Raw genomic sequence first — 24,415 nt, 5'->3', positions numbered from 1 at the left:
TATGGAGACCATTATTATCATTGTATTCCTCGCAGGTTATCTTGCGATTACCCTAGAACATAACCTTAAAATAGATAAGCTGATTCCGGCTTTGGCCATGATGGCTATTCTTTGGGCTATAATTGCCTTGACCCATATGGATGTTTTTGAGGTGAATACACAGCTAAGGGAGCTTGAACCCACCCATCTTGATGAGATTCTACTGCATCACTTAGGGAAAACGGCAGAAATTCTTGTCTTTTTATTAGGGGCGATGACCATTGTGGAAATCATTGATTATTTTGATGGTTTTGCAACTATAAAAGGTTTCATAAGAACGAAAAGTAAACGTAAGCTATTATGGTTGTTTTCTATATTGGCCTTTGTTCTTTCGGCTATAATCGACAATTTAACCGCAACTATCGTATTAATTACGATTTTACAAAAAGTCATAAAAGATAGGGATACGCGCTTGTGGTTTGCAGGTATGATCATCATCACCGCTAACGCAGGTGGAGCCTGGTCTCCAATTGGTGATGTAACAACAACAATGTTATGGATTGCCAACAAGGTATCTGCGTTACAGTTAGTGGAGCATGTTCTTCTGCCTTCCATAGTTTGTATGGTAGTGCCGGTTTTGATAGCAAGTAGATTCAAAGCCTTTAGTGGTAATCTTGATAGTGATGTGGGGTCTTTGGAAGAGCCTAAATCTAGATATGGAGCAACCATGTTGTATTTGGGATTGAGTGCAATTGTGTTTGTTCCGTTCTTTAAAACAGTTACTCACTTGCCACCATATGTTGGTATGATGCTTTCCTTGGCAGTTGTAGCAACTTTTGCGGAGATTTATAGTAATTCAAAATTCAGTTTGTCAAATGTTGAAGGTGAAGGCGATGATACGGTAGGTCATCACAGCCCTGTACACGCATCGTTATCTAAGATCGAACTTCCTAGTATATTGTTTTTCCTGGGGATATTATTAGCGGTTGCGGCTTTAGAGTCTTTGGGTATGTTGTTCCACTATGCAGAAGCTTTAAACGAAGCTATACCTAATACGGACATTGTTGTAATGTTATTTGGTATTGGTTCTGCCGTTATTGATAACGTTCCTTTAGTGGCAGCTAGTTTAGGAATGTTCTCGGAACCTATGGATAACCCACTATGGCATTTTATTGCATATTCAGCTGGTACAGGTGGTAGTATGCTGATTATTGGATCTGCTGCAGGTGTGGTTGCAATGGGTATGGAGAAGATTGATTTCTTCTGGTATTTAAAGAAAATTTCATGGTTGGCATTGATTGGTTTTGTTTCGGGGGCCTTAACTTTTATTTTCTTGAGAGATTTTCTCTTAAACGCATAATTTAATCGATAAAAGACCGTTATAGAGGCAACTCTAATACCTATAAATTTTATGATGTTATTTCAAGATATGGCTCAAGATCCTGCAACAGGGGATGTTATGTCAGAAGAAAAGACACTTTCCGTTATCGATTTGATATTTAATGGCGGAACAGGTAGTGTGCTTATTATAACGGTACTTTTTATCATGTTGTTTATTGCTCTCTATATATACTTTGAGCGGATTTTCGCTATTAAGGCGGCCTCTAAGATAGATAGCAATTTTATGAATCAAATTCGGGACTACGTAACCAGTGGTAAATTGGAAGCGGCAAAACTACTTTGTGCGCAGACTGATTCGCCGGTGGCTAGATTAACCGAAAAAGGGGTTTCCCGAATAGGAAAGCCATTGGACGACATCAACACCGCAATTGAAAATGCAGGCACCTTAGAGGTTTATAAACTGGAGAAGAACGTTAGTATTTTGGCAACCGTAGCCGGTGCTGCGCCAATGATCGGATTTTTGGGAACGGTAATAGGTATGATATTGGCATTCCATGAAATGGCAACTAGTGGAGGTCAAGCGGAAATGGGCTCTCTGGCTTCAGGTATCTATACGGCCATGACAACAACTGTTGCTGGACTTATTGTTGGTATTATAGCCTATATAGGTTACAATCACTTAGTGAACAGAACCGATAAAGTGGTTCATAAAATGGAGGCTAATGCCGTAGAGTTTTTAGACTTGTTGAACGAACCTTTATAATTCACACGACATGAAATTAAAGGGAAGAAACAAGGTTAGTCCGGATTTTAGCATGTCTTCAATGACAGATATTGTATTTCTGTTATTGATATTCTTTATGCTTACAGCAAACTCTCCAAACGCTTTAGATTTACTATTGCCTAAGGCCAAAGGAAAGTCTACAAATACTCAAAACGTTTCAGTAAGTATAGATAAGAACTTACAGTACTACGTTAACAACGAGAAAATTAACGGAGAATACATAGAAATTGAACTTAAAAAGGCACTAGAAGGGCAGGACAAACCCACTATTATTTTAAGGGCAGAAGAGAGCGTTGCCATCAAAGAGGCGGTTAACGTTATGGATATTGCCAATAGAAATAGTTATAAGGTTATCTTGGCTGTGCGACCCAATTAATGTCATTCCTAGACACGAGACACAAAAAAAAGTCATTTACACTTACTACATTCTTATTAAGTGTACTCCTGCTTGTATTGTTCTATATAGGCCTTACTTATATGGACCCACCTATCGAAAACGGAATTTCTGTTAATTTCGGAACTACGGATTTTGGGAGTGGTACGGTACAGCCAAAAGAAAAGATTCGTTCGGAACCTTTGGAAACACCACCCGTAGAACCTTCAAAACAAGAAGAAGTCGTTGAAGAAATAGAAGAAGTTGCAGAAGAGGTGCCCGAAGAAGTAGTTGCGGAAGAAGCACCAGCGGAAAAGGTATTGACACAGGAGAACGAAGAGTCTATCAAAATTAAAAAAGCAGAAGAAGCCAAAAAGAAAGCTGAAGAAGCTGCAAAGGCCGCAAAGAAAAAGGCTGAAGATGCTCAGAAAAAAGCAAAAGCCGAAGCAGCTAAAAAAGCTCAAGAAAAGAAGGCTGCAGAAGAGAAGGCCCGTAAAGAACAAGAAGCCAAAAAGAAAAAACTTGATGCGCTTATTGGAGGTATAAGTAAATCTGACGGTAATGCTTCAGGTAGTGAAGGTGATGACAACAGAGCAGGTGATAAAGGTCAACAAGATGGAGATCCATACGCTACTAGTTATTATGGTAGTCCAGGTTCTGGCAGCGGAACAGGAGGGTATGGGCTTAACGGCCGTTCTTTGGTCGGAAAAGGCCAGGTAAAGCAACAATGTAACGAAGAGGGTAGGGTAGTGGTGAAAATCATTGTAGACCGAAATGGAAATGTTATTAGCGCTACACCAGGCGTTAAGGGGACTACGAATAATAGTCCTTGTTTACTGGATCCTGCAAAGAAAACCGCTTTTAAACATAAGTGGAACTTGGATTCTAATGCGCCTAGTCAACAAGTAGGTTTTGTTGTAGTAAACTTTAAATTAGGAGAGTGACCTATCAGGAAACTTTGGATTGGATGTTTGCGCAACTTCCAATGTATCAACAAAAAGGAAAGCAAGCCTATAATGCCAAACTTGATGGTATTCGCAATCTCGCAAACTATTTAGGTAATCCAGAAAATAAATTCAAAAGCATCCATGTTGGTGGAACCAATGGCAAAGGTTCTAGCAGTCATATGTTGGCATCCATTCTTCAAGAAGCGGGTTATAAAGTTGGTTTGTACACTTCCCCTCATTTAAAAGATTTTAGAGAGCGTATACGTATAAATGGTGAATGTGTTGCTGAAAGTTTTGTAGTTGAATTCATAGCTAACAATCAATCCTACTTTGAAAATCATCAGCTGTCTTTTTTTGAGATGACCGTGGGTATGGCGTTCGACTATTTTGCCAAACAAAAAGTTGAGATCGCAGTCGTTGAGGTTGGTTTAGGAGGAAGGTTGGATTCTACTAATATTATTACGCCAGAAGTAAGTCTTATAACCAACATTGGTTTTGATCATGTAGATATGTTGGGAGATACATTGGCTAAGATAGCTTTTGAGAAAGCTGGAATTATCAAAGAAAGTACTCCTGTGGTCATTAGTGAGTATCAATTTGAAACTGCGGAAACTTTTAAGAATATAGCGGAATTGAAGAATGCCAAACTCGTTTATGCTGAAAAAGAAATAGATGAGGTTTTTGAAACTTCGCTTTTAGGAGCATATCAGGAAAAGAACATAAAAGGCGTATTAGCTACTGTGCGACAACTTAGTTTTAATGTAACTCATGAGCAAATACGTTCAGGGCTTCTTAAGGTGGTTCAAAATACGGGTCTAATGGGTAGATGGCAACAGTTGCAGGATAATCCAAAAGTGATTTGTGATACCGCCCATAATAAAGAAGGACTATCTATTGTGGTAAACCAGGTGAAGAAACAAAAATTTAAAAAATTATTTTTTGTCCTTGGTTTTGTAAAAGGGAAGGACCTGAATGCTATACTGCCCATATTTCCTAAAGATGCCGAATACTACTTTGCTTCTCCTCAAATTTCTCGTGGATTAGAGGTTAAAGAGTTGGTAGACAAAGCAAAGGAATTTGGTTTAATAGGTAAAAGCTTCAACACTGTTGATGCTGCTTACCGTGCTGCTTTGGCAGATGCAGAGCCAGAAGATTTCATCTATTTAGGAGGTAGTACGTTCACTGTTTCGGAAGTGATTTAATTTTTTTTGCTTTTTTCTTTTGAGAAGTAAAAAACAGTCTTATATTTGCACACCTTTTAGGGCAATTAGCTCAGTTGGTTCAGAGCACCTCGTTTACACCGAGGGGGTCGGGGGTTCGAATCCCTCATTGCCCACAAGAATCCTCAAGCATTAATATGTTTGGGGATTTTTTCGTTTTATGGCATTTGTAACCTGCATATTATACTCAGAAACCTTGGGCAGATACTATGTCGGATTTTCTCAAGCTATATCCGCTCTGTTAAAAGAATATTTTGAGAATAATGTATAGTTTATTCTGTAAAAAAATGACATCCAATTAATTGGATGTCATTTTTAATCTATAAAACTCACACCATCTTATTTAGCCCTTCCCGATTACGATTTTCAATCTCTCGTTGTTCTCTTGAGTGCTTTTGGCGGTTTGTGGGCTTACACCTGTTTGCCAGAGATAAACACGCTTAAGGCTGCTAATTTTCTCTATGTAGGGCAGGCAGGCATCGGTTACTTTGGTACCGTATAGGTTTAGTGCCTCTAAATGCTCCAATTCAGATAAATGTGCTACTCCTTTATCTGAAATTGCCGTTTTTTCCAATTCCAAACGAGTCAGGTTAGTGAATTGTGAAACGCTAGACAGTAATTCATCTGAGACATTACTGTTAGCTAAAGATAACCAGGTAATATATTCTTTTACATTTTCAAGTTCAGATAGTTTCTCTTTGGTAAGGTCCGATCCGGAATACTTGATGTCTAATAGCGAATTGTCAGGGCCTAAAGTTTTAACTTCAAAACCGGTTTGAACCAAACTGGATAGTTGCATGCTGTCTAGTTTTTGAAGCTGTACCGTTTCGTACCATGGTTTTGGGTTTGTGTCAATACCATATCTTCTAAGTAGAATAGGCTTAATGTTTTCGGTAACCTTCAAACTTGCAAGTGAACCTTCAAAAGGTGCTCCTTGCTCTATCCACCATTCTACAGTTTTAATCTCATCATAAGTAAGAGCGTTGTTCGTAGGTGGCATGAATTTTATATTCTTAGGCGGAAGTGTAATTCTTTTGAATAATTCGCTTCCTTCCGTATTGCCAGCTGCAATGACGTTCTCGCTCTCGCCACCCATTCTTAAGGAATCGGGATGGCTCATATTGAGTCCGCCTCTTTTTATTTCAGCATTATGGCAACCTATACATTTCGCATCAAAAATAGGAGCAACTAAATCTGCATAGACCTGAACGGAATCTGGGGTGCCAAATTCAGGAAGTACGTCTTTGTTTCCTGTACCGCCAATAAGTTTCTGGATTGGTGCAGGTGCGTATTCTGTTAAATAGGTTTCACCATGCGTCAAATTTCCTCCTTTGTGTCCTTCAATGAAGAGCATCGCTAAGAGTAGTATATTGAAACCATGTTGTAATTTAACAGGGAAAGCTTTGGGTTTGCTTTTTATATACCATCCTACAAACGCAACTACAACAAGGGCTACACCAAGCCAACGGTGAGAAAATAGATATTCTTCTTCGTATAAACCTGTCTCTCCCAAAAACCAGCCAGTAACGGCAGCTCCTGTGGCACTTACGGCTCCTAATAACCATGCTATTGGAATTAATTTGCTTTTAACTTCGGTCTTTCTAAAACTTTCGTACCATTCCAATACAATGGCCAGAAATAAAAATCCTATGGGAAGGTGTACGAACAGCGGATGGAAACGACCTAAAAAAGTTGTGAATTCTAATGCAATCATAATTATAGGTTCTTAATCTTTTTATTCTGGTTGAGCGTGTATAAACAAATTATCGATTTCATATGACTAATTCAATTACTTAAAAAAAGAACTGTAGTCAACACTTCTTTTAAAATATTAAGATAATCTTTAATGAAATGGAGTAAATCTAATACGGTTTGCGCAAAATACATATTACTTATGTTACCAATAGGGCAACAAATGGTCAATTTTGGCCATGTAAAGTTTTTGTATATTAAATAAATATGTAAATACCATAAAATCATTTACTTATAAATGTAATCGTTTTGAGTTTATTTATGTTTGATTAACGGTTATGTGAACTGTTAACAAAAAAAATAGGCTTCTTAAGTAAGAAATCTTTAAGCTTCACCTTGTGATTTATATTTTCTCAATCCAAAAATAATTTTACCTTTGACCCACTATTTTGGGGTCATTAGCTCAGTTGGTTTAGAGCGCTGCCTTGACAGGGCAGAGGTCACTGGTTCGAATCCAGTATGACCCACAGTATTTCTTCTCTTTTTGTTATTCCAAATTCTACATATTTAGCGAATACTTAGTTTTTCTCTCTTTAATTGCCTAAAAAGGCTCTTTTTGCTCTTAATTTAGGGAAATATCTATTTTTTTCTCCTTTTTAGTGACTTTTTGGCTTATACAGTTTCATATAAATATATAACCCGTTAATTCCTAATTGTGTTTAACCCTTTTATTCTGCTTTTAGCAATCAGTTTGATCATCTTCTTGGTCATTGTATTGTTTGTGATTCCTTCGGTAATATCCTCTAAAAAGTATATTAAGGAAGGAATGGAATCTTCAAAATCACAAAATAAGGTGAGGTCTAGAACAAATATAAAAGAGAGAGTAGAGTAATATTTCTCTATTAGAAATCCTATTTTTTTCTTCTATTGTCTTTCTTTCTTTGGCAATCATCTTTTTAGATATAGTATTTGTTTTTTTTATTGTAATTGGTGTGACTTTTTGCCAATTGTTGGGTCTAATTATATAGACTAACTAAATTACTATATGATGAATGATCTTGTATTTATTTTTTTCAGTATTAGTATTGCCATTTTTTTATTAGGAATGGTTGTAATGTTGCCCAATATTCTTTTTTCATCAAACGCTGTAACTAAGGAGATAGAACCCCTAAGTTCTGCGAATGATACTGTTTTGCAAAAGGCTAAACCTTCAGGCCACACGGATGAGGTTTTGGCTAAAGAGAAAAAGTCTTTAAATCTAGTAAAAGAGAAGGAAAGAAGAGTTAGGATAGAAAAGATTGAGCGAACTTACCGAAGAAGACATGAAAAGTTGAATGTCTCATAGTTTGTTCGTATAATAATCGGTTTTTTTATATATACGTAGCCTAGACATAAACATGGCTCAAACGTTCTTTGATTTATATAGCAATCCCTTGTTTTGGTTAAAAAAAAGGATGCCTTGAAAATTACTTTTTGATTTAGAAGGTTGTTCTTGATGGTATATTTTTACCTTTGCATTTCGTTGATAAATCTGTTAAGGTTCATAAAGGGAGTTATATTCAATTTATGTATCGCAATTTAAGTAACTAGCAACCCAACCTAATATTGGAAACAGAAGTAGTACCGGAATCAATGTCGGATGAAGAGCTCGTGCGAAAAATAGCAAGGCATAACAATGCCATGTTATTTGCTGTGCTTTACGACAGGTACGCGCAAAGGGTTTATAATAAATGTTACAGTTTTTCCAACTCACAAGCAGAAGCTCAAGATTTGACACAAGATGTTTTCTTGATGCTTTTTGTTAAATTGTCCAGCTTTAAAGGGAAATCAAAATTCTCTACTTGGGTATATGCGTTCACCTATAATTTTTGTGTGAATTATGTAAACCGGAACAAGCAGCGGTTAATGAGTGACAAATCTGACTCTATTTCCCAATCAACAAAACCTATTGCGGTTTTGGATGATGATCAAGAGATAGCCAATATGCGTGCGGAAAAGCTTAAAAAAGCCTTGGAATTAGTAGCTCCTGAGGATAAAAAAATATTGCTTTTAAAGTATCAAGACGATATATCAATAAAGGAACTAACTTCAATTTTAGATGTTGGTGAAAGTGCAGTAAAAATGCGGCTGAAACGAGCTAAATCACGCATAGTGGAAGCTTATAATAAAATACCATAACGTCTATGGAAAAGAAAAACCCATTTAAGGAAATGGAGGACTCGCTACATGAGGTTCCTCCACATTTGAAAAAGAAGGTTATGGATGATATAGCTTCGGCTAAACTTGTCATGGATATGGCAAGTTTGTTTACATGCAATTATAAGTCTGCCATAGAAGATATTTTCAAAACCAACCCCGACATTATTTAACGCATAACATCTTAGAGAAAATGGATAAAGTTTCAGAGTGGCAAAATTTAACGTTCAAGACCTTAACTTCTATTGTTAGTGATATAGCTTCAGCACTACCTAATATAATAGGAGCATTGGTTATTTTGCTTATTGGTTGGGCAATTAGTAAAGTGGTGCGTTTTATTTTAAAGAAAATTTTTAAGGTAGCACAATTGAGTAAGGTTTCCGATAAAATAAACGAGGCAAGGTTGTTTGGAGACAGTGAGGTCAAAATCGATATTGAAAAAGTTTTACTTCAATTTGTAAAATACATCCTCTTATTGGTTTTTATTATAGTTGCCGCAGACATTGTAGAGCTTACTATCATCTCCCAAGAGATAGCCAACTTGCTACGATATTTACCAATACTATTAAGTGCAATGGTCATTTTTATGATTGGCCTTTACGCTGCTAAACTTATAAAATCCGCTCTTAAGAGTGTCTTTGATTCTATGGGTTTTGGTGGAGGAAAGTTGGTAAGTAGCATTGTTTTCTACATTATCATCATTTTTGTAACGATAACGGCACTAAACCAGGCAGGCATAGATACCTCTATGTTCACTAGTAACTTCACTCTTATCTTAGGAGCATTTTTATTGGCGTTTGCGCTTGGGCTAGGGCTAGGATCAAGAAATGTAGTAGAGAGCTTATTAAAGACTTTTTACGCTAGAAAAAATTACGCCGTCGGCGATAAAGTAAAGTTTGCCGATATAGAAGGGACTATTGAAGCAATAGACAATATTAGTGTAACCTTAAACACGAATGAAGGAAAACTAATTGTACCTATAAAGGAAATTGTTGAAAACCGAGTTAAGTTAGGGTAGTAGTAATAGATAGTTGGGGCGGTACTTTAGGGAGTGCCGCCCTTTCTTGTTTTAAAGAGTTATATGAGGTCTAAAATACGTTCTAGAGCCATGCCACGCGATCCCTTGATTAAAATCAGACTTTTTGAATGCAATTGATTATTGTGCAGAATTTTTTTAAGGGAATCAAATGAATCGTATTTACTCAATAAGGTGTGCGTGCCATTAAAGTTTTCGCCTACTAATATGGTTTCGTCAAAATTAAGTTCACTGGCTAGATTCGCTATATTTTGATGTTCTTTGGCAGCAATGCTTCCTAATTCGAACATATCACCCAAAAATGCAATTTTATGATTTCCTTCCATTTGAGAGAAATTCTTGAGAGCAGCGGTCATACTGGTCGGGTTGGCATTATAGGCGTCTAGGATTATTCGGTGTCCGTTATGGTCTATAATCTGTGAGCGGTTGTTGCTGGGGGAATAGCCTTCAATAGCAGTTTTGATATCATCCAGATCAACATTAAAATATTTACCCATTAGAATAGCCGCCGCGCAGTTTGTAAAATTGTAGTTCCCTACTAATTGCGATTCCATAGTAGTGTCTTCAACTAATATTTTCACAAATGGGTTAGCTTCCAGAAAATCAATTTTATAAAACTCGGTTTTATTAGTGCTAAAGCCATATTTTTTGATATAACCTCCCAATTTTTCCAGTTGTATAGGGTCATCTGCGTTCATGAAAATATGCTTCCCATTTTCAATTAAGAATTCGTACAGTTCACTTTTTCCTTTTATAACCCCTTCTTCGCTACCAAAACCTTCAATATGGGCTTTTCCATAATTAGTGATGTACCCAAAATCTGGTTGCGCTAAACTGCACAGGAATTCTATTTCCTTTTGATGATTGGCTCCCATTTCAACAATAGCAATTTCTGTATCCTCATTTATGGAGAGAAGGGTTAACGGTACTCCTATGTGATTGTTTAGGTTTCCAAGGGTAGCAATAGTTCGGTACTTTTTGGATAGAACAGCGTTTATCAATTCTTTCGTTGTGGTTTTTCCGTTACTACCGGTTAGTCCAATAACTTTTGCATTCGAATAATTCCGGTGAAAAGTAGCTAGTTGTTGGAGTGCTGTTAGGGCGTTATCAACTAGAATATGTTTTTCTGATGTCTTATATTCCTTTTCATCAACAACCGCGTAATTAGCGCCATTTTTTAATGCTTCGGAAGCGTATTTGTTTCCATTGAAGTTCTCACCCTTCAGGGCGAAAAAAATACTGTTCTCTTTTATTTTTCTGGTATCTGTTGATATTTCTGGAAACGCTAAAAAAATACGGTGCAATTGAGCTGTTTTCATAAAGTAAAAGTATAAAAAAAGTCTCGGCATTATGTACCGAGACTTTCTAGAAAAATTATGTTTTAAAAGCTTATCTTACTTTTTTGCCTCTTGGAGTTTTATTCTTGGTTTTAGACTTAGAGCCAACTCTGGACATGGCACATCTAAAACCAACATAGTCGGTCGCCATATACTGTGGCATATATCTTCTTTGAGCAGGATCTAACCAGTAAGCTCTATCTCTCCATGAGCCACCTTTGTAAACTCTTACCTCATCATTGATCAGCGTTGATCTGTTGTTGGATTGATCGTAGTTACGAACCAATTTACCAGCTGAATCGCGCTCAACACTATGCTTTGGAGAGTTATACATTTTCTTGTTATCATCTTGTTCTTCATCTTCATCGCTAAATTGATCAAAGAACCTAGAAGAACCGGCGTCACCATCACGGTAACCTCTGTTGTCACTAGATGAGAAATTTGTTCTTAAATACGTTTCTTCTTCATCAACAGGAACCATTTTAATCTCACCAGGAAGATTAACAGCAACTATTTTACCGTTTGGTAAGGTATCATACATTACAGAATCTCTAAGAATGTTTACTTTACCATCTTCGCCAATTGCCGTTTTCATGTAAATGTTACCACGGTAGTAATTGAAATCACTTACTTCGTCATCAACTATTGGTCTGTAAACATCAGCTACCCATTCGGCAACGTTACCGGCCATATCGTAAAGACCTAAGTCGTTAGGCTTGTAAGACATTACTTGAGCGGTAATATCGGCACCATCATCAGACCATCCTGCAATTCCGCCGTAATCACCTTTTCCTTGTTTAAAGTTCGCTAACTGATCACCACGTCCAACACGTTGTCCGTTTCTAGTATAATCACCTTCCCAAGGATATTTTTTTCTACCTCTATAGTTGTTGTATTCACGAGTACCTTGGTTTGCTTGTGCGGCATATTCCCATTCAGTCTCCGTAGGTAATCTATATTCTGGCATAATTACACCGCTACTTCTTTTAGCGAATGTATTTACACTATCTTTTTTAGCATTTCCTTGTAGAGAATCTATTTGTCCATTGTAAACGGATTCGGGTCTGTTAAGATAAGCTTCAGTACTAAAAGTACCTGCAACTTCACCTTGTGCTGCTTGGTATTTAGCATCTTTAGCCAAATATCCTTCTCTTTCTAACATAACTTCGTTTACACGATCTGTACGCCATTCCGCAAATTGTGTGGCTTGAACCCAGTTAACTCCAACTACAGGATATTCTGCATAAGCCGGATGTCTTAAGTAGTTGTTGGTCATTGTTTCGTTAAAACCTAAACGGTTTCTCCATACCAAAGTATCAGGCAAAGCACCTTTGTATATGTTAGCGTACTGTGGATTTTCTGGCGGATAAACACTCTTAAGATAATCAAGGTACTCTAAGTACATAACATTGGTTACCTCTGTCTCGTCCATGTAAAAAGACTGTACATGTTGGGATGTAGGGGTATTGTTCCAATCGTGCATAACGTCATCCTGTACTTTACCTTTGGTGAAAGTGCCACCTTCAACAAATACAAGACCTGGGGCCGTTTCTTGTTCTTTAAAATCCGTATTGTACTGAAAACCACCTTCTTTGGCGTTTATTTTCCAGCCTGTGGCTCTCGACACGTCTTTGGAAGAACCGGATTTTTTACAGCTGGTAACTGTAAAACCTCCCGCTAGTACTGCACAAGAAAGTACAACTTTGATAAACTGTTTTTTCATAATTAGGACTTGAGTTCAAATAGTACCACTGCTAAAATGGTAGCGCAGTTGGTTATTTTATTTTGATTAATTTTTAGTGTCACTTTCGGCATATAAAACGATGTTTTGCACATAATATTTTATTTGCCAAAAATTATTTTGTCAAACTGGGGCCTTCGTATTTTTAAATAACCTATGCCGCCTTAAAAATCATAACGGTACAAATAGCTTTATAGTATGAGCACGCGCATTTCTTTTACTTAAAAAAACACGGGTAGAACCTAATATTTTTTTAAGAACGCGAAATTACAAAAGATGTGCGTACTTTGTATGCCGATTTTAATTTGAAACGGAAATTTAAAAATATTGCATTTTCAATACAAGATATTCCTTAAATGGCCGTTTACATGTAATACATCTAATATATTTTTGGATGGTAGCACTATATTGTAATATTTGACCGACTAAATTTAGCTCTATTAAAAAATGAAAAAACTTTCAATTCTTGTTTTGCTTGTTTTCGCATGCAAAATATCGGCCCAGGAAATAGGTGATCGGGTTATTACCACTGCAGTTCCTTTTTTAAATATTTCGGCAGATGCGAGAGCAGCTGGTATGGGAGATTTAGGTGTTGCCACTTCAACCGATGCATATTCGCAACAATGGAACCCTGCAAAATTTGCCTTCGCAGAACGTAAAATGGGCATTGGAATGGGGTATACACCATATTTGAGTAATTCCATATCGGGTATAGGCCTTTTAAATGCAAGTTATTTTAATAAGATTGATGATCAGAGCGCTTTCGCTTTTAGTCTCAGGTATTTTACTTTAGGAGATATTGAACTTAGGCAGACTTTTGATGATGTGGGAACAATAGTAAAACCTAATGAATTATCTTTTGATGGGTCTTATTCACTGAAATTGAGTCCTACGTTTTCAATGGCAGTGGCTGGTAGGTACATAAGATCTAACCTGAAGTTTCAAAATGACAATAACGTAGATTCTAAGCCGGGAAGTACTTTTGCAGTAGACGTGGCCGGTTTTTATCGCTCAAGAGAAATAGCCTACAATAGATTTGATGGTCGTTGGAGAGGTGGTTTCAATATTTCTAACTTAGGTGGTAAGATAGCTTACGATGAAAACGGACAGGACAACTTTATTCCAACGAATTTAAAGTTTGGTGTTGGTTTTGATTTTATTCTTGATCAGGACAATGTAATAGGCTTAACAACTGAATTCAACAAGTTATTAGTCCCAACCCCACAAGATTTTAATGGAGATGGTCGCTTAGACTCAGTAGATAATGATGAATACCAGAGTATAGGTTTTTTAAGCGGGGTTTTCAAGTCTTTTGGGGATGCTCCCGATGGTTTTAGTGAAGAATTAAAAGAAATGACTTGGGCCTTAGGTGCAGAATATACGTATCAAGATGCTTTTATGTTCCGTACAGGGTATTTTAATGAAAGTGATGTAAAAGGATATAGAAAATATTTCACCCTTGGGGCAGGTTTCAAGTTTAAATCCGCACAGATAGATTTATCTTACTTGTTCTCTACATCTCAAATTACTAATCCAGTTGAAAATTCTCTTCGTTTCTCTTTGACGTTTAATCTGGGAGATGAATTTTATAATGATTGAGATTAAATAAAACATATAATAAGAAAACCTGCCATATGGTAGGTTTTCTTATTTTTAGCCCTCACTAAAGAAGTATGCAAAAACAGAACATAACTTTTGAATTAACCATTTTTGACTCTATTGATGAGCTCTCAAAAGGAGATAATAAATTAATGCTGGATGCTGTAGCGGCAAGGGAATGTGCTTATGCTCCATATTCTAATTTTCAGGTAGGTGCCGCAGTATTGCTGGAAAATGGAGAAGTTGTCATTGGTAATAATCAGGAAAACGCTTCATATCCATCCGGTCTTTGCGCAGAGCGCGTTGCAATTTTCTATGCAGGTGCAAAATACCCGGGAGTTGCAGTAAAGGCAATAGCCATAACTGCAACGTCAATAAATTATCAACTAACTGATCCGGCAGCACCATGCGGCAATTGTAGACAGGCGATTTCTGAGTATGAGGTAAAGCAAAAAAAGCCAATTACTTTAATGATGATGGGGGAGAAAGGTAAGGTTTTTAAATGTAATTCTATGGCCGATATTTTGCCTTTGGGCTTTGATAGTACCTTTTTGTAACAGGTTTTATTAACCTAAGGATAAATTCTAACAAACCTTTTACTCCAATTTTTTTCAACTATTGATTTAATATGTATTTTTGCCTTTCTGATTATCCATGAGAAAAAGCATGGCGTAGTCGGGATGTTGTAACCACGAATCCAAATTATTAGCATCAATGAAAAAAATTACTAAAGAGGTATATCTGAAATGGTATGAAGATATGTTGTTCTGGAGAAAATTCGAGGACAAGCTGGCTCAGGTCTACATTCAACAAAAAGTTAGAGGTTTTTTACACTTGTATAATGGTCAGGAAGCTGTTCTAGCTGGCTCATTGCATGCAATGGATTTAACCAAAGACCGTATGATCACGGCTTATAGAAATCACGTGCAACCAATTGGTATGGGCGTAGATCCTAAAAGAGTAATGGCAGAATTATATGGTAAGGTTACAGGTACCTCGCAAGGTATGGGTGGATCGATGCATATTTTCTCTAAAGAACACCGTTTTCACGGGGGGCATGGTATCGTAGGGGGTCAAATACCTTTAGGAGCTGGTATGGCCTTTGGTGATAAATACGCAGGTAGAGATAATGTTACTTTGTGTTATATGGGCGATGGCGCTGTTCGTCAAGGTTCATTTCATGAAGCATTGAACTTGGCTATGCTTTGGCAACTCCCTGTGGTGTTTATTTGTGAGAACAATGGTTATGCTATGGGTACTTCTGTAGAAAGAACCTCTTATTCTACGGAAATATGGAAGCTAGGTCTAGGTTATGAAATGCCATGTGGACCAGTAGATGGTATGGACCCCGTAACCGTAGCTCAGGAAGTTAGTAAGGCGGTTGAAAGAGCACGCTCTGGTGGCGGACCAACTTTTCTTGAAATGAAAACATATAGATATAGAGGGCACTCTATGTCAGATGCGCAGCATTATAGAACCAAGGAAGAAGTAAAGGAATATCAAAAGATAGATCCTATTACCCAAGTGCTTGATATTATAAAAGAGAATAATTACGCATCCGAAGAAGATATAAAGGCAATAGATAAAAAGGTAAAAGATTCAGTTTTGGAATGTGAGAAATTCGCAGATGAATCAGACTACCCACCAGTACAACAGTTGTACGATATGGTGTATGAGCAGAAAGATTTTCCATTTGTAGAACATAAATAATAGAGTAGATGGCAGAAGTAATAAACATGCCCCGCTTAAGCGATACCATGGAAGAAGGTACCGTAGCCAAATGGTTGAAAAACGTTGGTGATAAAGTAGAGGAAGGCGATATACTTGCAGAAATAGAGACTGATAAGGCCACGATGGAGTTTGAGTCTTTCTACGAAGGAACTTTATTGCATATTGGTATTGCAGAAGGAGATGGTGCTCCTGTAGATTCTTTATTAGCCATTATTGGTGAAGAAGGAGAGGATATTTCATCGCTATTGAACGGTAGCGCAAGTGCCTCTGCGGAAGAAGAAGTTGAGGAAGCTAGTGCTTCAGAAAGCGGTAGCCCTGATAGTTCTGAAGATGCCAGTGGTACTGCAGAAGTTCCTGAAGGTGTTGAAATCGTAAAAATGCCTCGCCTTAGTGATACTATGGAGGAAGGTACTGTTGCGGCTTGGTTAAAGCAAGTTGGTGATACAGTTGAAGAAGGAGATATTTTAGCTGAAATCGAAACGGACAAGGCTACAATGGAATTTGAGTCTTTCTACACTGGCACCTTATTGTATATAGGTATTAAAGAAGGAGAATCTTCTCCCGTTGATGCTGTTTTGGCTATTATAGGCCCGGCAGGTACCAATGTTGATGCTGTGCTAAATGCTAAGCCTTCATCGGGTGCTAAAGCTAGCGTATCCTCTGATGCTAAAAAAGAAGAGCCTAAGAAGGAAGTGGCCAAAGAAACTTCAGCATCAAAACCTGTAGCTGATGGCCAGCGTATCTTTGTTTCTCCTTTAGCTAAGAAAATTGCCAAAGAGAAAGGTATTGACTTATCAAATATTACTGGTTCTGGTGATAACGGAAGAATCGTCAAGAAAGATGTAGAAGGTTATACGCCAGCTAAAGCTGAAGCTCCTAAAGCAGCTGTTCAATCTGCTGCACCTGCAAGTGCTCCAGTGATTTTGCCTGTAGGTGAAGAGAGTTCCGAAGAGGTTAAGAATTCGCAAATGCGTAAAACCATTGCGAAAAGGTTGTCTGAATCTAAGTTTACAGCTCCTCATTATTATCTTACTATAGAAGTAGATATGAGTGATGCAATGGCTTCTAGAAAGCAAATAAACGCTTTGCCAGACACAAAGGTTTCTTTTAATGATATGGTTGTAAAAGCATGTGCCATGGCATTGAAAAAACATCCTCAAGTTAATACTACTTGGAACGGAGATACTACGCGTTACAACCATCATGTGCATGTTGGTGTTGCCGTAGCAGTAGACGAAGGTCTTGTTGTTCCTGTATTGAAATTTACGGAGCAGTTGAGTTTAACTCAAATAGGTTCTGCTGTTAAGGATTTGGCGGGAAGAGCTAGAAATAAAAAATTGACTCCAGCAGAAATGGATGGTAGTACGTTTACGGTTTCTAACTTGGGTATGTTTGGTATAACGGAATTTACTTCAATTATCAACCAGCCTAACTCAGCAATTCTTTCCGTTGGGGCTATAGTTCAAAAACCAGTGGTTAGAGAAGGTCAGATTGTTGTAGGTAACACAATGAAAGTCACTTTGGCGTGTGATCATAGAACGGTTGATGGCGCTACTGCAGCCCAATTTTTAGCAACATTACGTGCGTATCTGGAAAACCCGGTAACTATGCTGGCTTAAACAGATTGCTAACTATTATAATAAAGGCATCTCGGTTATTTCGGGATGCCTTTTTTTATTTCTAAATTGTACCTTAAATTATAACACTTATGAAAAAAAGTTTTCTGTTTTTAACCGGTATGTTGATCCTGTCTTGCGGGTCCTCCAAAATTGATGAATCGGTAACCTTACAAAGCGAAGAAGCAGTGCAATTTGATCGCAGCTTAATGGAAGTTCCTAAAAAGGCAGATGAAATAAACGGAATAAATAACGCGGTTAGTGCGGTGCAAAATCCATTTGCCACTGCTACTGAAATTGGGGCTATTATGAGTTTTTTGGCTTCAGATGAATTACAAGGTAGAGATACCGGTAGTGATGGAATTGAAAAGGCTGCTGAGTTTATAGAAAATGTCTTTTCCAACAATAATATAAAGCCTTACTTTGATACTTATAGAGATAATCTTCCCGATTATGACGCACCTGCTTTTAATGTTGTAGGGATGTTAGAAGGTAATGACCCAGCTCTTAAAAATGAATTTGTTATCGTTGGTGCGCACTATGATCACATAGGTCTGATTGCAGAAGAGAACGGAGATAAGATAGCTAATGGGGCTAATGATAATGCCACAGGTACAACTACGGTTTTGGAATTGGCACGTTATTTCGGTAAATCAAAGTCCAACAAGCGTAGTATGATGTTCGTGCTGTTTACGGCTGAAGAAAAAGGATTACTCGGTTCAAAACATTTGGCGCAAAAACTTAAGCAGGAAAATCTTAATCTTTATGCGATGATCAACTATGAAATGGTAGGTGTTCCGTTGGTTGGTAAAGATTATTTGGCTTATTTGACCGGCTTTGAAGAATCGAACATGGCTGATGTAGTCAATAGCTATGCAGATCAAACCTATGCGGGTTTTCTTCCAAAAGCAAAAGAGTTTAATCTTTTCAAAAGGTCTGATAATTATCCTTTTCATGAGTCTTTTGGTGTGCCGTCTCAGACTTTTAGTACGTTTGACTTCACGAACTTTAATCATTACCATAAAGTAGGTGATGAGCTTTCAGAAATGGATTTTGTACATATGGCCGATTTAATAAACAAGAGTATCCCAGTAATTGAGGGAGTTGTTAATGCATCAACCAAAGAAATTAAATATAACTAATGGCAAATGTTATCATAACGGGGTCTAGTAGAGGTATAGGTTTTGAGCTTGCTAAATTATTTGCAGAAGAAGGGCATCAAGTTTTGGCCTTGTCTAGAAACGATAAACCTATTTCTGAATTAGGGCATAAGAAAATTTTTAGTTTTCCATTTGATTTAGGTAATCCGTCTGATTTTAAGAAGATGGAAGATTTTGTGGATGAAAACTTTAAATCTGTAGACCTTCTTATCAACAATGCAGGAAGGTTGCTCAACAAGCCTTTTCTAGAAACTGAAGCTGAAGAGTTTGAAGCAGTTTACAAAGTAAACGTATTTGGGGTTGCCGAAATGACAAGAAGGATTGTTCCTCTAATGCCCAAAGATGGTCATGTTGTAACTATAAGTTCTATGGGGGGTGTTCAGGGTAGTGTAAAGTTTCCAGGTTTGTCTGCATATAGTTCTAGTAAAGGAGCAATTATTACCCTTACGGAACTTTGGGCGGAGGAATTTAAAGAAACAGGCCCTTCCTTTAATGTGCTTGCCTTGGGGGCTGTTCAAACAGAAATGCTGCAAGAAGCGTTTCCTGGTTATGAGGCGCCAATTACTGCTTTGCAAATGGCGGAATATATAAAGGTTTTCTCACTAACCGGGCATAAAATGTTTAACGGAAAGCTCTTGCAGGTTAGTAATAGTACGCCTTAAACAAACCAAAAGATTGTGGTGGCTTTCTTTATTGTATTCTTTGGTGCTGGAGAAAGTCATAATTTTTTGACATAGGCTTAATAATAGATAACTTCATTTATTGGTCTAGTTCCCTTATTTTTGTTGGCAGTGAATAATGTATTGCAAAAATATCTTCCCGAAAGGGCTATAGAATCATGTTTGGATTTGATTCAGAAAACAGGTGTCCACTTGAAAGTCGTTAATGAACGGGTAACTCGTCATGGTGATTACCGTAGAATGTCAAATGGAAAACATCAGATCACTGTAAATTCAAATCTAAATAAATATCGATTCTTAATTACGCTCATTCATGAAATAGCACATTTAGTAGCTTTTGAAAAATATGGTAGAAGTATAAAACCGCATGGTGCGGAATGGAAAAGAATTTTTCAATATCTAATGTTACCTTTCATTAGGCCAGAAGTATTCCCAACTCAATTATTACCTCTTTTAGCGAACCATTTCAAAAATCCCAAGGCAAGTAGTAGTACGGATGCCAGGTTGTCCATTGCTCTAAAGCATTTTGATGAACAACAAACAAATAGAACTTACGTTTTTGAAGTACCACTAGGTAGTATTTTTCGTATATATAATGGAAAATTGTATAAAATGGGAAATAGAAGGGTAAAGCGATATGAGTGTATAGAAGTATCTACCGGGCGAATGTACCTTTTTCAGCCTAATGCGGAAGTAGAATTGATTTCTGAATGATATTTGTAGGAAATAGTAATTAGAACAAGAAAATAACTAACTTTAAATAAGAACGTGGCAAGTGTTTGACTTCCGCTTCAATAGCAACAAAAAATGAAAAACAAAAATTACTACGCAGTATTAATGGCCGGTGGTGTCGGTTCAAGATTTTGGCCAATAAGTACGTCATCTTACCCTAAGCAATTTCATGATATGTTAGGAACCGGTGACACGTTGATTCAAAAGACCTTTAAACGTCTAAATAGATTCGTGCCTACGGAGAATATTTTGATTTTAACTAATGAGCGCTATAATGATTTGGTTTTGGAGCAACTGCCATTGGTAAAGCAGGACCAGGTTGTTTTGGAGCCAGCAATGCGTAATACTGCACCATGTATTTTGTATGCTGCGTTAAAGATTCAAAAAATGAACGAAAATGGCGTTATGATCGTAGCGCCTAGTGATCACTGGATCGAAGATGAAGATGCTTTTGCAAAAGATGTTACAGCGTGTTTTGATAAATGTGAAACAGAAGATGTGCTTTGTACGTTGGGTATAAAACCATCTTTCCCAAATACAGGTTTTGGTTATATAGAATTTGACAAAGAAAGCACGCAAGAAATAAAAAAGGTAAACCAGTTCAGGGAAAAGCCGGATTATGAAACGGCCAAGGATTTTTTGGCTCAAGGTAATTTTCTGTGGAATGCAGGTATTTTTATGTGGAGCGTTAAAACTATCGTGAATGCATTTAAAAACTATCAACCTGAGCAGTATTCCCTTTTTGAATCAGGTATGTCTTGCTACAATACGGGAGAAGAAAAAGAGTTTATAAAAGAGAACTACCCAAAGGCAGAGAATATCTCTATCGATTATGCGATTTTGGAAAATTCAAAATCGATCTATGTCCTTCCAGCTACTTTTGATTGGAATGATTTGGGCACATGGGGCTCTTTATACGATAAACTTGATAAAGATGAAAATAATAATGCCATTGTAAATAGTAAGGTCATTACGGCTGATGCTTCTGGAAATATGATAAGATCTCCAAAAGGTAAGGTAGTTGTTGTAGATGGTCTTAATGATTACATTATTGTAGACAAAGAAGAAGTACTTTTAATCTATCCAAAGTCAAAAGAACAGGATATTAAAAAGGTATTGGGAGAGGTAAAAGATACATATGGGGATGAGTATGCTTAAAAGCAATATATGAGCGATAAATTGAATCAGGATAATATTACGCCAACTGAAGAGCCCACCCAGAGTGAGGAAGCGGTCAAAAAAGATGCCAAAGGCCTTTGGGAAAGCTTACGAAGATTCATGCGTGAATTATTGGATATTCGAGAGAATACCGATCAAGAAGCCACCAAAGAGGCTATAATTGCGGATATCCCCTTTAAGGGGCATACATCGTGGATTTTGATCTGTTCAATTTTTATTGCATCTATTGGTTTAAACGCAAACTCTACCGCAGTGGTTATTGGAGCCATGTTAATCTCACCACTAATGGGGCCTATTTTAGGCTTGGGCATGTCTTTGGCTATAAACGATATTGATACGCTCAGGAGGTCGTTAAAGAATTTTGCGGTCATGGTGGTGCTCAGCGTTCTAACGGCTTATCTTTTCTTTGAATTTTTTCCTATTCAAGATGAATCTTCAGAACTTCTTGCGCGTACTGCGCCGGATATTCGCGATGTGCTTATTGCCTTTTTTGGTGGTTTGGCACTGGTAATAGCAAGGGCGAAAAAAGGTACTATAGCGAGTGTTATTTTTGGTGTGGCCATTGCTACGGCTTTAATGCCTCCTTTATGTACTGTTGGTTTTGGCCTTGCTATCGGTAATCCGGATTATGCCATTGGGGCTATGTATTTATTTACGATAAATACCATATTCATTGCGCTGGCAACTTTTTTGACCATTAAGCTTTTGAAATTCCCAATGGTACGTTATGCCAATTCGGCTAAAAGAAGACGTATAGCACGTATTGCTTCTATTGTAGCTTTGTTGGTGATGATTCCCGCAGGTATGACTTTCTATGAAGCTTTCCAAGCGTCTATGTTCAAAAAGCAGGCTAATGAGTTTGTAAGTGCAACCATAGGTAAATATCAATTTACAAGCGGCGGAAGGTACTTGGATAATTTTACCAGTATAAAATATAATAAAGGTGAAAAACCAATGATTGAGTTGGTCTGCATGGGTAATGAAATAATACCCGCAAATATAATCTCATCTTGGAATACAATGTTGAAGGAAGATGATGAGTATAAACGTCTTTCGGGTACGGAGCTTCATGTTATACAAGGTTCTCAGAACGAGCAAGTAGACCAACTTAAATACATTAATGAGTTATATGAATCTCAGAAAAATCAATTGTCGAGTAAAGAAGAAAAAATAGCTTTTTTAGAGGCCGAGGTCAACCGATTGCAAAAGAATGTATCTCAACAGAAAGAGATTCCTTTTCAGGATATAAGTGCTGAAGCTAAAGCTAATTATGAAAATTTGGTTTCACTTCAGTATGACAATGCTGTTATAACCGACTTCAGTAAAACTGATACTTTGTCTATTTTTGAAGTGAAATGGAAAGAGGGTTTGAACAAAAACAAAATAGAAGCCGAAAACCAAAGAGTTTACGAGTGGTTGAAAGTAAGGTTAAAAGATACTACCATTCAATTGCGCGGAACTGCTAAATAGGATAATTTTTTCAGCACTGTGTTATGTATACATTGAAAAATTAGTGTCTAGTTTCGCTCTTCTATATACATCTGGCGTACTTTTTTGAAAAGGTCAGATGAGTATACAAAATCGGTAACGGTCTCATTATCGGTCTTGAAAATTTCTTTATTGGAGCCTTCCCAGGCTTTTAGCCCATCCTTTAAGAAAAGAATTTTCTCCCCTATTTCCATAACGGAGTTCATATCGTGAGTGTTGATAACGGTAGTTATATTGTACTCTTCTGTAATTTCTTTTATCAAGTTGTCTATGACAATGGCGGTTTTGGGATCAAGACCAGAATTGGGTTCGTCGCAAAATAGATATTTAGGATTCATTACTATAGCACGTGCTATAGCTACACGTTTTTGCATTCCTCCGGAAATTTCAGAAGGGTATTTGTGATGCGCATCTACAAGGTTTACACGCTTTAAAACAAAGTCGGCTCTGTCTTGCATTTCGGATTTGGATTGTTTGGTAAACATTTCCAAAGGGAATTTTACATTTCCCTCCACCGTCATAGAATCAAACAAAGCACTACCTTGGAAAACCATTCCCATTTCTTGACGAAGGTCCCTTTTTTGCTCGTCGGTCAAATCCGTGTAGATTTTGCCATCATAACTAATTGTACCTTCCTCAGGGGTAAAAAGGCCTAAAAGACATTTTAGAAATACAGTTTTTCCCGATCCACTTTGGCCTATGATCAGATTGGTTTTTCCTTTTTGAAAACTAGTGGTAACTCCCTTTAGAATATGGGAATTATCAAAAGATTTATGTATGTCGTTTACTTCTATCATTGGCCTAGTAAAAGTTGGGTTAGAATGTAGTTTGCTACAATAATTACCACACTGGTCCATACGAATGAGGTGGTACTGGCCTTTCCTACTTCTAAGGCTCCGCCCGTCATATAAAAACCATGATAGGAAGGTACTGTAGCTAAAACAAAAGCAAATACTAAAGTTTTTAGAAAAGCATAAGCTACATGAAAGGGTATAAAGTCTAATTGAACGCCCGCAATAAAATCTGCACTGGTACTGAAACCACCAAAAACCGCGGCCATCCAACCACCAAAAATACCTACGTACATAGCTATGGATATGATGAAGGGGTATAGGCATAACGCCACTATTTTTGGAAAAACCAGATAATTTAAAGCATTTACCCCCATTACTTCTAGAGCATCTATTTGTTCCGTAACGCGCATGGTGCCAATGCTAGAGGTTATATAAGAACCTACCTTTCCTGCCATGATGATTGAGCAAAAAGTAGGCGCAAACTCAAGGATTATGGATTGCCTTGTGGCAAAGCCTACCAAATTTTTTGGAATAAGTTCACTAGTAATATTCAATGCGGTTTGTATGGCAACCACTGCACCCATAAAAAAAGCAATGAAAATCAAGATACCCAAAGAACCGAAGATCAGCTCATCTACTTCTTTCAAAATCAGCGATTTCATAATGCGCCATTTTGTAGGTTTCTTAAAGACCTCTTTTATCATAATGGCATATCTGCCAATCGATGCTAGGTAGTTCATGGGATGAAAATAGGTATATCCTAACAAAAATAACAATAAAGGATTTCATT

The 24,415-nt window shown here is 37.3% G+C and carries 23 protein-coding genes and 2 tRNA genes; 20 read left to right on the top strand and 5 right to left on the bottom strand.

Annotated features, from left to right (window positions below):
* Position 1 precedes the first annotated feature (1 nt).
* From nhaD to KO521_RS20285, 6 genes are all read left to right on the top strand, one after another.
* Positions 2-1,339, top strand: a complete 1,338-nt coding sequence (nhaD, locus tag KO521_RS20310; protein ID WP_215941742.1) for a sodium:proton antiporter NhaD — start codon at positions 2-4, stop codon at positions 1,337-1,339.
* A gap of 51 nt (positions 1,340-1,390) precedes the next feature.
* Positions 1,391-2,083 carry a MotA/TolQ/ExbB proton channel family protein gene (locus KO521_RS20305; protein ID WP_215941741.1) on the top strand — a complete coding sequence of 231 codons (693 nt, stop codon included), beginning with the start codon at positions 1,391-1,393 and terminating at the stop codon, positions 2,081-2,083.
* Positions 2,084-2,093: 10 nt separating this feature from the next.
* A complete protein-coding gene (locus KO521_RS20300; RefSeq protein ID WP_155597740.1) occupies positions 2,094-2,480 on the top strand; it encodes an ExbD/TolR family protein in 387 nt (128 codons plus the stop codon).
* On the top strand, positions 2,480-3,421 hold the full coding sequence (locus KO521_RS20295) for an energy transducer TonB (protein ID WP_215941740.1): 942 nt from the start codon (positions 2,480-2,482) through the stop codon (positions 3,419-3,421). Before KO521_RS20300 ends, KO521_RS20295 begins: the two co-directional genes overlap by 1 nt.
* The gene (locus KO521_RS20290; protein WP_215941739.1) at positions 3,418-4,626 is read left to right on the top strand and encodes a bifunctional folylpolyglutamate synthase/dihydrofolate synthase; all 1,209 of its coding nucleotides are present in this window, start codon (positions 3,418-3,420) and stop codon (positions 4,624-4,626) included. Before KO521_RS20295 ends, KO521_RS20290 begins: the two co-directional genes overlap by 4 nt.
* Before the next feature lie 59 nt (positions 4,627-4,685).
* A tRNA-Val gene (locus KO521_RS20285) sits at positions 4,686-4,760 on the top strand.
* Between the two features lie 227 nt (positions 4,761-4,987).
* Here KO521_RS20285 and KO521_RS20280 read toward each other — a convergent pair.
* Positions 4,988-6,358, bottom strand: a complete 1,371-nt coding sequence (locus tag KO521_RS20280) for a c-type cytochrome domain-containing protein (RefSeq protein ID WP_215941738.1) — start codon at positions 6,356-6,358, stop codon at positions 4,988-4,990.
* A 430-nt stretch (positions 6,359-6,788) separates the two neighbouring features.
* Here KO521_RS20280 and KO521_RS20275 point away from each other — a divergent pair.
* The 5 genes from KO521_RS20275 to KO521_RS20255 all read left to right on the top strand — a co-directional run bounded on the left by KO521_RS20275 (position 6,789) and on the right by KO521_RS20255 (position 9,550).
* A tRNA-Val gene (locus KO521_RS20275) sits at positions 6,789-6,863 on the top strand.
* Between the two features lie 518 nt (positions 6,864-7,381).
* Positions 7,382-7,681, top strand: a complete 300-nt coding sequence (locus tag KO521_RS20270; protein ID WP_215941737.1) for a hypothetical protein — start codon at positions 7,382-7,384, stop codon at positions 7,679-7,681.
* 260 nt (positions 7,682-7,941) lie between these two features.
* Positions 7,942-8,514, top strand: a complete 573-nt coding sequence (locus KO521_RS20265) for an RNA polymerase sigma factor (protein WP_252730139.1) — start codon at positions 7,942-7,944, stop codon at positions 8,512-8,514.
* 5 nt (positions 8,515-8,519) lie between these two features.
* Complete coding sequence (locus tag KO521_RS20260) at positions 8,520-8,705, top strand: hypothetical protein (RefSeq protein WP_215941736.1); 186 nt, start codon at positions 8,520-8,522, stop codon at positions 8,703-8,705.
* Between the two features lie 20 nt (positions 8,706-8,725).
* Positions 8,726-9,550 (top strand): mechanosensitive ion channel family protein, encoded by an 825-nt coding sequence (locus KO521_RS20255; RefSeq protein WP_215941735.1) that lies wholly within the window; start codon positions 8,726-8,728, stop codon positions 9,548-9,550.
* 59 nt (positions 9,551-9,609) lie between these two features.
* Here the strand turns inward: KO521_RS20255 and KO521_RS20250 are convergent, their stop codons facing one another.
* On the bottom strand, positions 9,610-10,887 hold the full coding sequence (locus KO521_RS20250; RefSeq protein WP_215941734.1) for a UDP-N-acetylmuramoyl-tripeptide--D-alanyl-D-alanine ligase: 1,278 nt from the start codon (positions 10,885-10,887) through the stop codon (positions 9,610-9,612).
* A gap of 70 nt (positions 10,888-10,957) precedes the next feature.
* On the bottom strand, positions 10,958-12,628 hold the full coding sequence (gldJ, locus tag KO521_RS20245; RefSeq protein WP_215941733.1) for a gliding motility lipoprotein GldJ: 1,671 nt from the start codon (positions 12,626-12,628) through the stop codon (positions 10,958-10,960).
* 465 nt (positions 12,629-13,093) lie between these two features.
* On the opposite strand from gldJ, the gene porV reads away from it, so the two are divergent.
* The 9 genes from porV to KO521_RS20200 all read left to right on the top strand — a co-directional run bounded on the left by porV (position 13,094) and on the right by KO521_RS20200 (position 22,813).
* The gene (gene porV, locus KO521_RS20240) at positions 13,094-14,245 is read left to right on the top strand and encodes a type IX secretion system outer membrane channel protein PorV (protein WP_215941732.1); all 1,152 of its coding nucleotides are present in this window, start codon (positions 13,094-13,096) and stop codon (positions 14,243-14,245) included.
* A 74-nt stretch (positions 14,246-14,319) separates the two neighbouring features.
* A complete protein-coding gene (cdd, locus tag KO521_RS20235) occupies positions 14,320-14,802 on the top strand; it encodes a cytidine deaminase (RefSeq protein ID WP_215941731.1) in 483 nt (160 codons plus the stop codon).
* Positions 14,803-14,959: 157 nt separating this feature from the next.
* Positions 14,960-15,955, top strand: a complete 996-nt coding sequence (pdhA, locus tag KO521_RS20230) for a pyruvate dehydrogenase (acetyl-transferring) E1 component subunit alpha (RefSeq protein ID WP_215941730.1) — start codon at positions 14,960-14,962, stop codon at positions 15,953-15,955.
* Positions 15,956-15,963: 8 nt separating this feature from the next.
* On the top strand, positions 15,964-17,595 hold the full coding sequence (locus KO521_RS20225) for a pyruvate dehydrogenase complex dihydrolipoamide acetyltransferase (protein WP_215941729.1): 1,632 nt from the start codon (positions 15,964-15,966) through the stop codon (positions 17,593-17,595).
* 89 nt (positions 17,596-17,684) lie between these two features.
* On the top strand, positions 17,685-18,734 hold the full coding sequence (locus KO521_RS20220) for a M28 family metallopeptidase (RefSeq protein ID WP_215941728.1): 1,050 nt from the start codon (positions 17,685-17,687) through the stop codon (positions 18,732-18,734).
* Positions 18,734-19,414, top strand: a complete 681-nt coding sequence (locus tag KO521_RS20215) for an SDR family NAD(P)-dependent oxidoreductase (RefSeq protein ID WP_215941727.1) — start codon at positions 18,734-18,736, stop codon at positions 19,412-19,414. Before KO521_RS20220 ends, KO521_RS20215 begins: the two co-directional genes overlap by 1 nt.
* 129 nt (positions 19,415-19,543) lie before the next feature.
* A complete protein-coding gene (locus KO521_RS20210) occupies positions 19,544-20,146 on the top strand; it encodes a SprT-like domain-containing protein (protein ID WP_215941726.1) in 603 nt (200 codons plus the stop codon).
* Between the two features lie 93 nt (positions 20,147-20,239).
* On the top strand, positions 20,240-21,322 hold the full coding sequence (locus KO521_RS20205; RefSeq protein WP_215941725.1) for a mannose-1-phosphate guanylyltransferase: 1,083 nt from the start codon (positions 20,240-20,242) through the stop codon (positions 21,320-21,322).
* Positions 21,323-21,331: 9 nt separating this feature from the next.
* Positions 21,332-22,813: a DUF389 domain-containing protein gene (locus KO521_RS20200; RefSeq protein WP_215941724.1), complete on the top strand. Its 1,482-nt coding sequence runs from the start codon at positions 21,332-21,334 to the stop codon at positions 22,811-22,813.
* Between the two features lie 47 nt (positions 22,814-22,860).
* Here the strand turns inward: KO521_RS20200 and KO521_RS20195 are convergent, their stop codons facing one another.
* A complete protein-coding gene (locus tag KO521_RS20195; RefSeq protein WP_215941723.1) occupies positions 22,861-23,628 on the bottom strand; it encodes an ABC transporter ATP-binding protein in 768 nt (255 codons plus the stop codon).
* Positions 23,625-24,365 (bottom strand): MlaE family ABC transporter permease, encoded by a 741-nt coding sequence (locus tag KO521_RS20190; RefSeq protein ID WP_215941722.1) that lies wholly within the window; start codon positions 24,363-24,365, stop codon positions 23,625-23,627. Before KO521_RS20190 ends, KO521_RS20195 begins: the two co-directional genes overlap by 4 nt.
* Positions 24,366-24,415 lie beyond the last annotated feature (50 nt).

The organism is Zobellia uliginosa (assembly GCF_018860745.1).
In the GTDB taxonomy this organism is placed as follows: Bacteria; Bacteroidota; Bacteroidia; order Flavobacteriales; family Flavobacteriaceae; genus Zobellia; species Zobellia uliginosa_B.
The sequence above is the reverse complement of the archived record's forward strand: the minus strand, read 5'-3'. Positions and strand labels throughout refer to the sequence as shown.